Source organism: Vibrio sp. 1CM2L (assembly GCF_023161695.1).
GTDB classification, from domain to species: Bacteria; Pseudomonadota; Gammaproteobacteria; order Enterobacterales; family Vibrionaceae; genus Vibrio; species Vibrio coralliirubri.
The window spans coordinates 802,504-816,806 of sequence record NZ_JALNTT010000001.1 but is presented as its reverse complement, the minus strand read 5'-3'; the positions used below and the strand labels follow the sequence as shown (position 1 = coordinate 816,806).

Below are 14,303 nucleotides of genomic sequence, written 5' to 3'. Positions count from 1 at the left end.
GTTCTGACATGGAAAAGTCAATCAAGCCAGGGTTGGGTAAGGCGCATGCAATCTGTGTGATTTATTACCTCACCATAGTTACCTTGCTGGTGGTGATGGTTGCCGGCTGTGCTGGTCGCCAAGACGATTTTATTCCACCATCGCCGAATGATGAAGCGTATGCACCGCCAGAGCTGGACTATCAAGTGACAAGAGTCAGCAAAGGCAGCCTTTATACGGGCACCACCTCGATGACCCTGTTTCAAGATCGAAGAGCGTACCGTGTGGGCGATATTTTAACGGTGTTGTTGGATGAAAAGACAGAGTCAGATAAGAGTGCCTCAACTCAATATGGCAAAGATTCCAGTGCCAACATTACCGCGCCCACATTGGGCAACAAGACGTTTGATGACGTGAGCGCTTCCGTTGATGCCACGCGTGATTTTGATGGTGCAGCTGCCTCAAAGCAAGGCAACAGCTTGTCAGGCTCTATTACTGTCACCGTTTACAACGTCCTGCCCAATGGTGTGCTTAGGGTAAGAGGTGAAAAGTGGCTCAAGCTCAACCAAGGGGACGAATATATTCGTCTGACCGGCAATGTCAGGGTCGATGATATTCAGGCAGACAACACCCTCTCCTCCCAGCGAATCGCTGATGCAAGAATCACTTATGCTGGCCGCGGTTCGTTTGCTGATACCAATACTGCAGGTTGGTTGACCCAGTTCTTCAATTCGCCATGGATGCCATTCTAATGAGTTCCCTAATTCGCTTCTACTTAACCTCGTTGGCGTTGCCTTGGTGCTTGCTCTGTTTTACTTCGGTGGTCGATGCAGCGCGGCCGATTGCTGAAGTCGCAGAGGTGTATGGAGACAGACAAAACCAACTTATTGGCTATGGATTAGTTGTTGGCTTGGACGGGTCTGGCGATAAATCGCAAGTGAAATTCACGCAACAATCGGTGGTTAACATGATCAAACAATTTGGGGTGCAACTGGATGATTCCACCAACCCTAAACTGAAAAATGTCGCCGCCGTTAGTGTCACAGCCATGGTGGAGCCTCACCAAGGGGCAGGTCAAACCCTGACGGTGACGGTGTCTTCATTGGGGGATGCAAAAAGCTTGCGCGGCGGCACCTTATTGCTGACTCCATTACGAGGTATCGATGGCGAAGTGTACGCAATAGCACAAGGCAGCCTAGTTGTTGGTGGCTTCAATGCTACCGGTGAAAACGGAACCAGCATTACAAGAAACACACCGACCGTCGGGCGCATTCCCAATGGCGCGACCTTGGAGCGTGAGGTCTCGACCGGTACTGATTTAGAGCCAACGATACGCTTGCAACTCAAACAACCGAATTACGAAACCGCGCTCAATGTTTCCAAAGCCATTAATAAGATGTTCGGCGGGCAGGTAGCCAAAGCGCTCAATAAAGGTCAGATCCAAGTCTCTGCCCCGATTGATAGCGAAGACCGAGTGATGTTTGTTGCCATGATTCAAGAGCTTGAGGTTGAAGAGGGGCGACGACTGCCTAAGGTCGTGTTCAACTCTCGCACCGGAACTGTGGTGATCAGCCAGAACGTGACGGTGTCTGAAGCGGCGGTCAGTCAAGGCGGGATTACCGTGACGATATTGGAATCTCAATCTGTTTCTCAACCTGGCGGTGCTTTCAATACTGCTGGAGAAACCGCGATTATTCAGAACTCTCAAGTGAGTGTTGATGAGGAAGATGGGACCACTATGGTTTGGCCGAAAGGGACCAATCTGCAAGAGATCGTTGATGCGATTAACAACATTGGTGCGACACCAGAAGCGCTTATGCAAATTTTGCAGGCACTCGATGAGATAGGTGCCATTAACGGTGACTTGGTGGTGATCTAATGACGAATCTAACGGCTTTGACTCACGTGGCGCTTGAACCGATATCGAGTAACCAAGCGACGCCAATACTGGACAACCCAAAAATGGCAGCGTCGGTTAAACATGCTGATCATCCGCTGCCATTTGCAAGATTAATGATGAATAGAGCGCCTGAAACGGTGCACATGGCGAAAGCCAGCGCAGGTTCAAGTCAAGCTATGACCAACTTTTACTTAGACAACAACGCGCTTGCTAAATTGAAGCATGACAACTCTGCCTCAGGATTATTAGCGGCTTCACAGCAGTTTGAGGCGTTGTTTTTACAACAAATGCTGACCCGAATGCGCTCTGCCAGCCAAGCGCTTAGTGACAAAGATAATCCGTTGTCGATGAAATCAGACGATATGTTTCAGGGCATGCTAGATGCTCAGCTTGCACAACGAATCAGTCGTCAATCGTCGTTTGGATTAGCCGAGATGATTTTTAAACAGTTGTCATCACAAGTTATCGGCCGACCTTTTGATAAGGAGAATCAGTAATGGGAATGACCAACATCGGATTAAGTGGTGCACTCGCCAACCGTGTAGCTCTCAATACAACGGCGCAAAATACCGCTAATGTGAATACCCCTGGGTATAGCCGTCAAATCGTGACGATGGAAGCCAGTTTATCTGGCAATGCCGTGAATGGTATTAACTTAGGCTCCGGCGTTGAGGTTAGCGATATCCTGCGGATTGCCGATCAATCGTCTATTAATCGACTAAGAGAAGCGACGGAATCTGCCCAATATAGCCAAAGCTATTTTAATGGTTTGTCCAATTTGGAGAACTTGTTAGGAGCTGATGGACTTAGCCTCACACAGGGAATGAATGGATTTTTTGCTACCATTGATGAGGCCAGTGTGACACCTGAAAGCGTCGCTTTTCGCCAGCAAGTACTGACAAATGCTGATGCTTTAGCGCAGCAGTTTAACGCCGTATCCGCGCAGCTGAGTCAGCAAGAAGCCGCGCAAAGTGAGCGTTATGGCGCACTGGTTACCCACGTGAATAGCCAATTAGAAAGCATTGCTTCCCTAAACCAAAAACTGCAAGAAGATGCGCTGCTCGGCAAGAGCGTTGGTGGCTTACAAGATGCGATGGATAAACACCTCAATGAACTCTCTAAGTCTCTCGATGTTAAGGTGATCTACACCAATGGCGGCGTCGAACTCTCGACACCAAACGGTCAGCCTTTAGTAATTGGTGGTTATTCCGCATCGCTTGAGCGAGACCTATCCAGTGGCGATCCTTACAGCACGGATCTTAACATTACCTTTCAGTCGATGACGACGCCTGTTGATGCTTCGTTAGGTGGAGAGTTAGGGGCGCTCGAAGCGCTAAAAACGAACCAATACGATCCCATCCAAACGCTGTTAGCAGATCTTGCCAAAGGCTTGGCTGATGGAGTGAATACTGCATTGAATTCAGGGTTTGATCTTAATGGCGTAGCTGGTCAGAACTTGTTTACCTACACCCCAGGCAGTGAAGCCTTATCTTTGGCGATTGATCCTAACCTCACTGCACAAGACTTAGCCTTTTCATCGAGTGCGACCCTTGCCGGAAACGGCGACGTGTTGAAAGACCTATCGATGTTGTCACAAACACCACTAACCACTGGCTCTGTGGTGGGAGAAACACCCTACAGCGCCTATTCAGGGTTACTCGGTGATATCGGTATTTTCACTCGACAGGCGCAGAGCGAGGCAACGGCAGCTCAAGTCAGCATGGAAGACGCACAAGTGGCGAGAGACAGTGTCAGTGCGGTTAATTCCGATGAAGAGGCCGCCAACATGCTGCTGTACCTCAACGCTTATGAGGCCAACATGAAAATCATTAGTACGGCGAATCAGATGTTTCAGACCTTGCTAAGAGCATTCTAGGAGAAAAGTGATGCGTGTAACGGACTCCCAATTTAACGCGGTGATGCAGCGTTCATTAATGGACAACAATATCCGCTTGAACAAAGTTTTTGAGCAAATGTCGACGGGGCTGAAGATCAATCATTTATCCGATGACCCGATTGCCGCTGTGCGCCTTGAAGGGCTCAAAAAGACCGTCTCTGACAATCAGCAGTACCAACGCAATATCGAAAATGTGCAGTCACAGCTGACGCGCTACGAAACTAACGTCAACACGCTTGAGGAGCTCTCTCAACAAGTGAACGAACTGCTCCTACAAGGGAAAAACGGTACGCTTGATTCACAGAGTAGAGCGGGGATAGTGCTAGAACTTAAGTCCCTCAAAACGGAAATGTTGAACACATTGAACCAAGCCAATGATGGCAGTTATCTCTTTTCAGGAACGGATATCAGCACCCCTGCGATCGCTACAACACCGCCTTATGCCTTAAACCCCAATTCAGATTATCGCGAGACTAAGGTCGGTGATAATCAGTACGTACCGAGTAACTTAACCATCACCGACACCATAGGTAGCAGTGCAATTTTTACTGATTTAGACAATGCGATAGCAGAATTGGAGCTTCCAACTGGGGGATTTACTGCTGCTTTAGATAATGCGCTCAATACCAACCAAGCGCTTCATCAAAGCTTGTTGGTTTCATTAACTGATATTGGGAGTCAATACAACGCCTTAGACAGGTTGAAAGAGACCAGTATCGATATGGTGTTCTTTGCAGAAACCGTTCGCTCTGAGCTAGAGGAACTCGATTATGCAGAGGCATCCGTTGAACTTAACCAAGGTATGATCGCGCTAGAAGCTACGCAAAAAACCTTTGCGCGTGTTGCCGGAATTTCACTGTTTGATTTGTTATGAATAAGTACTTTTGGGCAACCGCTAGCTTGGGCACTTCCTCTGTCTTTCGCCGTGCCCTTGGCAAGATGCTAGGCGTTTTGCTAATAGGCTGGGGAGTGATGCTGTCGACTCAGGTTTTGGCGCAGCGCTACATTGTTCCGTTCGATAGTGTCGAGTGGCGGTTCACAGAGTCTGTCGATCAGTGTGAACTGAACTCTTTCGATCCTCACACCGGGTTTTCTGTGCAATTCATTTTGTTGGCGGCAAGCCCGATGGAGGTCAGAGTGGAAAAGCGTGGTGTGCGTTCACTTCCGACATCAACGTCATTCAATACTACAGAGCCTGTTTGGGGAACGTCCCAGTCTTACACCACAACCACCATCGAAAGAGTAAACAAGCAAGGGGCCGCTCTCGTGACAGACGATGGCGCAACCTTGATGTTGGATGATATGGCAAGTGGCGCTTGGTTTAACGTTAATGCGATGGACTTTGATGTCTATTTCCCAACCACCAACTTTAAGCCAGCTTTAGAGCAATTTAATGAGTGCCGTTATGGCTTGCCGCCGGTCAACTTCCAGCATGCGCGTCGAGTTGAATTGCGCTTTCAGCAAGGGGCGGTGTCACTCACCGAAGGGCAGAAACGCACCATTAATGACATCAGCACTTTGGTCAAACGAGACTCGAGAATCATTAGAATCCTGATTGATGGTTACACCGATAATTCCGGTGATTCCGTCGCTAATTTACAACTTTCAAAGCAGAGAGGATCCGACGTTGCGCAGTGGTTTATGGGCAATGGCGTGTCAAAGAAAATGATTGAGATACGTGGCCACGGTGATCGTTATCCTAAGTATGACAACACGACTCAGCAAGGCCGGGATAAGAATCGTCGCGTAGAGATTCGGTTAGTGCGCAAGTGATGCAACTGCGAGGGTAAACAATGGAAAAGATGACTGCAGTCCAAATGCAACAAGCAATGTTAGGGAAGATAGAGCAGCAGCAAGAGGTTGCCAGTAATCCGTTCTCTAACCAAGCTGTCACGGGAGCGATGGTGAGAGGCATCACGCATGACAATCACACGGTTAACCCGGTATCCGATAATTCACTGGCGTTCAGCAACACCTTGAAAAGTGTGCTCGATACCGTAGATAGATACCAATCTCATGCTTCGGAAAAAATCACCGCCGTTGAGTTAGGTAAAAGCGATGATTTATTGGGAGCGACGGTCGCATCACAGAAAGCTCAGCTCTCATTTAATGCATTGATGCAAGTGCGCAACAAGATGGTGTCCAACTTTCAAGACATCATAAAAATGCCAATTTAGGCTAGGGATTAGCGATGGCAGCAGAAGCAGAAACTCAACCCGCGTTGACCAATAATATGGGAGTAGCCAAAGAGAAGCTCACTGAGGCCTCTAGTTGGCTCACGAGGTTTTGGCAGAGTTCACAACGCAACGTCATTATCATCACTATTTTTGCGACGATTACTGCGGCGATCATCGTGATTATGTTGTGGACGTCATCAGAACGGTTTAGACCTCTCTATAGCAAATCAGCGAACTTCGATTCTAGCCAAGTACTGCAAATGTTGGATGAGGAATCAATACGTTACCAGTTGAGTCAGGACGATGGGCAAATACTGGTTCCCGAAGGTGATGTCGCCAAAATCCGCATGATATTGGCGTCTAAAGGATTAAAAGAACAATTGCCGAGTGGCTTTGATTCGCTAGATAGCTCAAAGAGCCTCGGCGAGAGTCAGTTTATGGAGAATGCTCGCTATCGCCATGCTCTAGAGGGCGAGTTAGCACGCAGTATCACCACTATGAGTGCAGTGAGCTTGGCTCGTGTTCATTTGGCCATACCGAAGGAAAGTTTGTTTATGCGTGATGACGCTGAGCAGCCGAGAGCCTCGGTGATTGTGCATATTATTAATGGGATGGACCTTAAGCCGACTCAGGTTGAGTCCATCATTAACTTAGTGTCTGGTGCGGTTATTGGACTTAAATCGGAACATGTGCGAGTGGTCGATCAACATGGTCGTTTGTTATCAAATGATGCGACGGTTGGGGACATTACCGTGACGACTGGCAAGCAATCCGATTACAAGCGTAACCTTGAAAAAAACTTGGTCGCTCAAGCGACTGACATGCTGACCCCAATTCTCGGTGCAGCCAACTTTCGAGTTCAAATTGCCAGTGATATTAATTTTTCTAAGGTTGAAGAAACAGAAGAAATCTACGCTGATCCTGTGGTTCGAAAAGAGACCTTATTGAGTGACATGAACGAGTCGTCGATGGCGCTCGGGATTCCGGGGGCATTGAGCAACACACCACCAGTGACCGATGGAGAGCCTCAACCAGAGCCTAACGCCAAGGTCAATCGAAGTGAAACATCGCGTGATTATGCGGTGAGTGGCAAGGTTCGCCATACTCAGCATCAGCAAGGTGTATTGCAGAACCTCTCTGTCTCTATTGTGGTGAACGACTTAGCGAACCCCAATCAAACTTGGACACCCGAAGAGCTTACTAATGTTGAGAATGTGGTTCGTTCGGCAATAGGGTTCAATACCGAGCGCGGCGACAGCATTCACATCACTCACTTCCCTTTTGTGATTGCCAGTATTCCAGAGCAAGCCCCGATTGCTTGGTTTGAGAACACGCATATTATGCAGCCTCTTAAATATCTACTTGGAGTGATGCTCAGTGGTTTGATGATCATGGTAGTGCTGCGACCTCTAGCACAATACCTTACTAAGTCAGCGGAGCAAGAAGAGCTGGAAGCGGAAAGCATGGAATACGATGACGTCATTACCAAAGAAGAGCGTGCCGCTGATGCAGCCTTACAATCCAAACTGGAATCGTTAGGTATTGATGCAACCGGTATTAAGGCGCTTGATGACAACTTGCCATCTGCGGATAGCCCACTCGAAGTTCAAATTAAACATCTCAAATTAATCGCAAAAGAAGACCCGAATAGGGTGGCTGAGATTTTACGTACTTGGATACAAGCATAACGAACCAAATAAAAGTCAGTAGGGAGAAGGTGCATGGATGGCAAACAAACCTATCAATCAGTGGATGGCGTCGCGATGTTGGTGTTGACCATGGGAGAGGACATCGGTTCTGAAGTACTCAAAGGCTTCACTCATGAAGAGATCAAACAGATCACGCATGCCATGAGTAAAATGAAGGACATCAAAGCCAAAGATGCGCTGGTCTCTTTGTCGGGCTTTTTTGATGATTTTCGTAAGCACTCCGGGATTCTCGGCGGGACACGACAATACATCACCAATGTGCTGGAAAAGACGTTAAACGGCAATTTGGCGAGAGATCTTGTGTCGGAGATTTATGGCGATGAGATCCGCTCACATGCTGAAAAGCTGGCATGGATTCCTCCGGAGCTTTTGGTCAATGATCTCAAGAAAGAGCACATTAACCTGCAAGCGCTATTGATTGCCCACCTCCCTTTGGAATACAGCGGTCGTGTTATGGAGGAGTATGAGGAACAAGAGTGCCATGCGTTAATCCTGCAAATCTCTAAGACACAGGTGTTAACCTCTGGTCTGATGGAGACACTAAAAGACCTTATCGATCGCTGCAAAGTCAATTATCACAGCGGCGGGTCTGCCAGCCTGCAGGGTTCGAAAGTGGTCGCGAACCTTATCAACCGTTATTCCGGTGACAAAAGCAATTTATTCCAATTCCTTCATGATCAAGACGCTGAAGCCGCAGAGCTGGTGGAAGAGGCGATGTTTGATTTCTTCACCCTATTTAATCAAGACCTAGAAACCATCAACCTGATTAACGAAAGAGTCAGCCTGGAGCAATGGGCATATGCACTCAAAGGTACCAATAAAGATTGTCGCCTTTACATCATCAACTCTATGCCACAACGGGTATCGACAGAGCTCAAAGAAAATCTGGTACGCATTGGTGCTGTGCCGGTCAGTCAGGTTGAGCAAGCACGTAAAGATATCATTGATATCGTCAAACAAATGCAATCGGAAGAGATCATCAAGCTGAACTTTGCTAACGAGCCAAGGTTGACCTAATCGGAGATGTGGTATGAAACTCACGGGTATTACGCAGCGCAAAAATCAGGTGAATCCGACAACGACGGGAAAAATTAAAAAGCCGGAAAAGCTAAGCAGTAACAAGCCGAACAATGCACTCGTTAGGCAGCAAATGGTGCAAATGAACTTGCAAGAAAGGCCTAAGCTGATTGCTGAGGTTGCCGATTCTCACAAAATGTACAGCAGGCTTATGATGGCGGGGGAAGTGCTACGAACTGTGGCGAGCGAATTGATTAAGCTGCGCCAGTTAGCAGAACTGAACCAGTACAGCCCAGAACAAGCCAATCACATTGATGTGATTAAGAAAAAATTGGTGTTTTGGAGTCAGAAAAGATTGTTTGGTGACTACGTCGTGGACTCAAGTTTTGCACCGATTCAAGGCGACAACCCTTTTATCGAATTTACGATTCCGGGGCTCGACTTACAGCGAGAACGGTTTCGTGATGAGGTTGTCTCTCTGTACATCAATAACCGTTTGATACCGTTGGCGTTTGAACGTTCAGAAGACAGAGAGGTATTGCTAGAACAATTCAAGATGATGTTTGCTTATGCGCATTTGCAGCTCAGAATTAATGAACAACAAGAGTTTGTGATCGGTATTCGGGACCAACAATGGCGTTTGTGGGATGGGCAGGTTTTCGTTTCAGGCCAAGGTGGTCGGTATGCTGAAGGGCCTCCGATTGCGGTGCCAGCTCAAGCTCGCTATCCCGTGTTGGACGACATCAGTCGCTTGTTGGTCAATGAGCCGGGCTCAAATCAACAAATCGACGCCTTGCTTGAACGGGTTAATAAACTGTATTTGGCATTATCGAAAATGTTGAAGATGAAAAGGCAAAAAGCTGACCAGCTTATCGCGTTTTGTTCACACCCCGAGTTGCAAAAATTAGGCAGCTTTAAGCATCAGTTAGTGAGTAACCCAGAGCTGTCGCTTAGGTCAATTCATCGCGGCTTTAGTGGGCCAACCAGAGACAATGTAATCAAACTATTAAGAAAAAGGTGAAATAGAGACGAAATACTGCCGTTATAGTTAATTAGTAGTGCAGCAAAATGGGTAGGCAGAGATGAGTCAAATTAAGGTCGACAATGTGAAACACGTTGTGCCTCATACTCAGGTAGATGTGGTTCAAAACAAAAAAACCGAGCCCGATCAAAAAGCGAAGGTGAAGCCGATTAACCTCTCTCAGCATGAAGTGGAGTTACTCGATAATACCAAGAGTCTTTTTGACGGTGTAGACGATATCGATACGGCTAAAGTCGAGCAGATAAAAGCGCAAATTTCCGCGGGAGAGTTAGTGTTTGATATGGATGAGTTAGCGAAAGTCATTACGAGACTGGATCATGGAACGTAGAAGTGACCTGATTGGTTATATTAACTATGGTCAGCATGTGCTGGCTTTGTCGGGCGAGTTATCTGCACGTTTAGATGATATTCGTGCTGCGATATTGAGTCGTGAGTATCAGAAGCTGGAATCCCTCAATCAAGCGGTCACATCACTGACTCAACGGCTAGCTGACGCTGACGCCAAGCGATTTTCTCTGGCCAAACGGCTCGGTTGTAAAGAGCGACAGTACGCAAAAAACATGCAGGCTCGGCTTAAAGGAAAGGCACTGCAACGCGTTCAAACGTTGGATGAAGAAATTGAGCAGTCGATAAACCAGTGTAAAACCAAGTTGGCGCGCCAAGGCAGTGTCATGGTGATGCAGCATCAAGCAATGGAAGAGGCGCTTGGTAAGCATCAATTAAGAGTCAATGTTTAGGCTGAGGCGGAGTATGGTTAGGTTATTAAAGCTAGCTGGTACATTGCTGCTCGTCTATGGTTGTGTGACCAAGGTGAATGCAGAATCAGATAGCATTGCACTTGAACAGCAACTCTCCACTCAAATCCATTCGCTCATTGAGCAAACCATTCGTTACCGCTATCCCCAACAGTACCAACTCGATGTTCAGCTGCGTTTTTCTCGGGCTATTCATCAGTTACCGCCCTGTACTGAGTCTGTTGAAGTGACCCATAGAAGCAAGATCAAGCTTGGCAAACAAAAGTGGAATGTGCGCTGTGCGCCTGAGAGATGGACCCTTTCTGCGACCTCAACGTCGACAATAACCGTCTGGACTGCGACAGCTAATAAAGCACTTAAGAAAGGCCAACGGCTAACGCATGACGATATTACGATTGAACCGATCAAACTCTACAAAGACCAAAAAGTGTTCTTCAAGGCCAGCGAAATCGTTGGTAGCAAAATTAAGCGCTCAGTGAACAAGGGAGGTTTGTTGACCACTTCCTCTATGTATTTGGATTATGACGTTGAAAAGGGGCACTCTGTGGATGTGGTTTTTCAATCGAATCGTATACGTTTAGAAACGTTAGGAATGGCGTTAGAAAGTGGGCTGATAGGCGACACGGTCTCTGTTAAGAATCGACAGTCTGGAAAGTTACTACGCGGCGTCGTCATTGAAAAAAACAGAGTTCGTGTGTTCTAAAATCAGATTCAATGAGCGAATTATTATTTACTCCACATCCCCTAATACATTTAATCCATACTCATTTGGGATCTCATTGTAACTCAGAACAATCAGCTCTTTGGCAAAGGCCTTGGCTAACTTGGCTATCATAGGGCGTGTGGTGGGAGGTACTACGATGACCGGTGGCAGGTTTTGGCTCTGCATGGTTTGTACTATGGTCGGCATGCGATTTTGGAATTTCTGCAAGATCGTCGGTTCAACAGGAATTGAGTCCAGAGGAATATTGGGGTCGCTTTGCTGACTCAAAGAGATCGCGCCCTTTAACTCTCCTTCTAAGGTTGCACCAATAATGAAAGCATGGATGGTCTTGCTGTTTGGCGAGATCAAATTGACGATGGTTCGTTTTAACGCGACCCGGATATTAGAAGACAGCAAGATTGGGTCTTTTATGGTGTCGACGCTTTCAATAATGGTGTTGGCTATGGTCCTCACGTTGATGATAGGCACTTGTTGAGCCAGCAATTGACGGACGACCTGCATCTGTAGGTTAGGGCTAATGACGCATGCTAGGTTCTCTGCAAGCTCAGGATGCTGCATAGCAAGTCGTTGGTTGAGGGCTTTCACGTCATCATAATTGAAGATGTTGTCTAGGTGTTCGCTGCACACTTTGCTGACGTGAGTCGCGATGACATCATGCACCTCAATTACCTGAAATCCATGGTTTATCGCCTTGGTTTTATCCCCTTTTTTAATCCATAGCGCTGGAAGCTGATACGCTGGGTCGATGCCAACAATGCCATCGAGATCTGGATGCTCAATATGGTTGCCTACTGCCATTGCTTTATCGGCATAAACCTCGCCACGCTCAATCTCATCGCCATCAATGCTAATGGCGTATTCGGAAGGTTTTAGTGAGAGGTTGTCGGTTATCACCACCTCTGGCATCACAAAGCCTATTTGTTCACTGAGTGTCTTTCGGCTGCCACGAATACTCTTAATCAGGTTACCGCCCTTTTGAGAGCTTGCTAAAGGAACCAACTTGAAGCCTAACGACAGGGCAATCACATCCACGTTGGGAATAATGCTCCAATCAATCGTATTTTCTTGATGAGGCTGAGGAAGCGTATCTAAATCGGGGCTTGTATCGGGCGTAACATGCTGAAATTTAGATTGTCTCCAACCGACAAACGCTAACAATACGGTAAAGGTATAAAAGGCTAAGTGCGGCATGTTTGGTACGCTACCAATAACAAACATGACTCCCGCAGCCATGTATAAATTGTTCGGTGACGCAAGTAACTGCCTTTTCACCGTTTGTGCCATGTCGTTATCGTTATCACTAATTCGCGTCACGATGATAGCGGCGGATGTGGCCAGTAACAGCGATGGAATTTGTGCAACCAGACCATCACCAATGGTCAGTAGGGCATAGGTTTGGAAAGCTGCTTCTGCGGTTAGGTTGTGCTCAAATATTCCTATTAGAACCCCACCGATTAAGTTGATGAACAGGATTAATAGCCCAGCAATCGCATCACCACGAACGAACTTACTGGCACCGTCCATTGCGCCGTAGAACTCCGCTTCTTCTCCTACTTCTAAACGTCGAGTTTTGGCTTCTTTCTGATCGATAGCGCCTGCATTTAAGTCTGCATCAATGGCCATCTGTTTCCCTGGTAGGGCGTCCAGAGTAAAGCGTGCTGATACTTCTGAAATCCGTTCGCCCCCCTTGGTGATGACCACAAAGTTAATGATCATCAAGATCACGAACACCACGATACCGACAACGTAGCTCCCGCCGATAACCACTTCACCAAAAGACTGAATCACCTTACCAGCGGCGTCTCCGCCATTGTGACCTTCGAGTAGAACGATACGGGTAGAGGCTACATTGAGGGTTAATCGAAGTAGGGTAGCGACAAGTAATAGCGAGGGAAATATAGAGAAATCAAGCACTCGTGAAACGGTACTGCTGACCAGCAAGACGACGATGGCAAGCATGATATTAAAGGTAAAAAACGTATCCAATAAAATTGGTGGCAGCGGCAGAATCACCATCGCCAAGATCATGAGTAACACAATTGGAATTGTTAGCCGTGCAGCTATTGCATTTAATACGTGTCTCATAACAACCATTATTATGAATATTGTTGATTAATATACTAGGATACTTTTACGCACTTCTCATTTTTGAGTCTTGCTATTTTTAAATTTAGTGATCTTTTTTCCGAAAAATATGAAATGAATTTTTTCCACTGTCGTTAACAGTTAGTGAACAGCAAACACAGATGGGGAACATCAGATGGCTATATCAGTACATACAAATTACGCAAGCTTAGTGACTCAAAATACATTGCAGTCGACCAACAGTGCATTAACTAAATCCATGGAAAAACTGTCTACCGGCTTTCGAATTAACTCAGCTGCCGATGATGCGGCAGGCCTACAAATTGCTAACCGCTTGGAAGCTCAATCACGCGGGATGAATGTAGCAATGCGTAATTCTCAGGATGCGATTTCTATGATGCAAACTGCAGAGGGGGCCTTTGACGAGATGACCAATATTGCTTATCGAATGAACGACCTAGCCGTTCAGTATGCAAATGGGACTAATTCTACAGCAGACCAAACTGCGATTGATGTTGAGTTTAATGCGCTCAGTGATGAGTTAGCTAACATAGCGTCGAATACAAATTTTGGTGGTACCAATTTGCTCACTACAGGTAGCTTTGGTGCCGGTGCGGTTGTGTTTCAGATAGGTACCTCATCAACGGAAACCTTATCAGTTGATGCATCAACTGAAGTCGGTGCGGTGACAGGTCACGCACTAGCTGCTGGTGGCGGTGCTTTAAGTGCAGCATCTAATATTGATGCTCTATCTGGTACAGGTGGCCTTATTGAGCTGTTGGGTACTGCGCGAGCAGAGTTCGGTGCGAATATTAACCGTCTTGAACACACTATTACCAACCTTGGCAATATGACGGAAAACTTAGAGTCTTCTAAAGGTCGAATCATGGATACCGATTTTGCCTCTGAGTCTGGAATGATGAGCAAGCAGCAAATGCTTATGCAATCGGGTGCTTCTATGCTGAGTGCATCGAAGATGGTGCCTCAATTAGCGATGAGCCTATTGGGCTAGTTTGAG

15 protein-coding genes are annotated in these 14,303 nt (G+C 46.9%); 14 read left to right on the top strand and 1 reads right to left on the bottom strand.

Going from position 1 to position 14,303, the window contains the following annotated elements; all coding sequences use genetic code 11:
* The first annotated feature begins 8 nt into the window (after window positions 1-8).
* From flgH to flgA, 13 genes are all read left to right on the top strand, one after another.
* Window positions 9-731: a flagellar basal body L-ring protein FlgH gene (gene flgH, locus MSG34_RS03470; protein ID WP_282449630.1), complete on the top strand. Its 723-nt coding sequence runs from the start codon at window positions 9-11 to the stop codon at window positions 729-731.
* Complete coding sequence (locus MSG34_RS03465) at window positions 731-1,858, top strand: flagellar basal body P-ring protein FlgI (RefSeq protein WP_248336295.1); 1,128 nt, start codon at window positions 731-733, stop codon at window positions 1,856-1,858. The genes flgH and MSG34_RS03465 overlap by 1 nt, the downstream gene beginning before the upstream one ends.
* Window positions 1,858-2,376: a rod-binding protein gene (locus MSG34_RS03460; RefSeq protein ID WP_157367449.1), complete on the top strand. Its 519-nt coding sequence runs from the start codon at window positions 1,858-1,860 to the stop codon at window positions 2,374-2,376. Before MSG34_RS03465 ends, MSG34_RS03460 begins: the two co-directional genes overlap by 1 nt.
* Window positions 2,376-3,755, top strand: a complete 1,380-nt coding sequence (gene flgK, locus MSG34_RS03455; RefSeq protein ID WP_248336294.1) for a flagellar hook-associated protein FlgK — start codon at window positions 2,376-2,378, stop codon at window positions 3,753-3,755. Before MSG34_RS03460 ends, flgK begins: the two co-directional genes overlap by 1 nt.
* Window positions 3,756-3,765: 10 nt before the next feature.
* Complete coding sequence (flgL, locus tag MSG34_RS03450) at window positions 3,766-4,650, top strand: flagellar hook-associated protein FlgL (RefSeq protein WP_050643539.1); 885 nt, start codon at window positions 3,766-3,768, stop codon at window positions 4,648-4,650.
* Window positions 4,647-5,549, top strand: coding sequence for an OmpA family protein (locus MSG34_RS03445; protein WP_048610109.1), 903 nt, complete (start codon window positions 4,647-4,649; stop codon window positions 5,547-5,549). Before flgL ends, MSG34_RS03445 begins: the two co-directional genes overlap by 4 nt.
* Window positions 5,550-5,578: 29 nt before the next feature.
* A complete protein-coding gene (locus MSG34_RS03440) occupies window positions 5,579-5,953 on the top strand; it encodes a flagellar hook-basal body complex protein FliE (RefSeq protein WP_086968991.1) in 375 nt (124 codons plus the stop codon).
* A 14-nt stretch (window positions 5,954-5,967) separates the two neighbouring features.
* Window positions 5,968-7,641, top strand: a complete 1,674-nt coding sequence (gene fliF / locus MSG34_RS03435; protein WP_050651144.1) for a flagellar basal-body MS-ring/collar protein FliF — start codon at window positions 5,968-5,970, stop codon at window positions 7,639-7,641.
* Window positions 7,642-7,674: 33 nt separating this feature from the next.
* Window positions 7,675-8,679, top strand: coding sequence for a FliG C-terminal domain-containing protein (locus MSG34_RS03430; protein WP_048610108.1), 1,005 nt, complete (start codon window positions 7,675-7,677; stop codon window positions 8,677-8,679).
* A 13-nt stretch (window positions 8,680-8,692) separates the two neighbouring features.
* Window positions 8,693-9,700 carry a hypothetical protein gene (locus tag MSG34_RS03425; protein WP_248336293.1) on the top strand — a complete coding sequence of 336 codons (1,008 nt, stop codon included), beginning with the start codon at window positions 8,693-8,695 and terminating at the stop codon, window positions 9,698-9,700.
* Window positions 9,701-9,761: 61 nt separating this feature from the next.
* On the top strand, window positions 9,762-10,049 hold the full coding sequence (locus MSG34_RS03420) for a flagellar biosynthesis anti-sigma factor FlgM (protein ID WP_061031954.1): 288 nt from the start codon (window positions 9,762-9,764) through the stop codon (window positions 10,047-10,049).
* The gene (locus MSG34_RS03415) at window positions 10,039-10,458 is read left to right on the top strand and encodes a hypothetical protein (RefSeq protein ID WP_248336292.1); all 420 of its coding nucleotides are present in this window, start codon (window positions 10,039-10,041) and stop codon (window positions 10,456-10,458) included. Before MSG34_RS03420 ends, MSG34_RS03415 begins: the two co-directional genes overlap by 11 nt.
* 13 nt (window positions 10,459-10,471) lie before the next feature.
* Entirely contained in the window at window positions 10,472-11,179 is a 708-nt protein-coding gene (flgA, locus tag MSG34_RS03410; RefSeq protein ID WP_048610364.1) for a flagellar basal body P-ring formation chaperone FlgA, read from the top strand.
* A 27-nt stretch (window positions 11,180-11,206) separates the two neighbouring features.
* Here the strand turns inward: flgA and MSG34_RS03405 are convergent, their stop codons facing one another.
* Window positions 11,207-13,294, bottom strand: a complete 2,088-nt coding sequence (locus MSG34_RS03405) for a flagellar biosynthesis protein FlhA (protein WP_248336291.1) — start codon at window positions 13,292-13,294, stop codon at window positions 11,207-11,209.
* Window positions 13,295-13,460: 166 nt separating this feature from the next.
* On the opposite strand from MSG34_RS03405, the gene lafA reads away from it, so the two are divergent.
* Entirely contained in the window at window positions 13,461-14,297 is an 837-nt protein-coding gene (gene lafA, locus MSG34_RS03400; RefSeq protein ID WP_048610097.1) for a lateral flagellin LafA, read from the top strand.
* The last annotated feature ends 6 nt before the right edge of the window (window positions 14,298-14,303 follow it).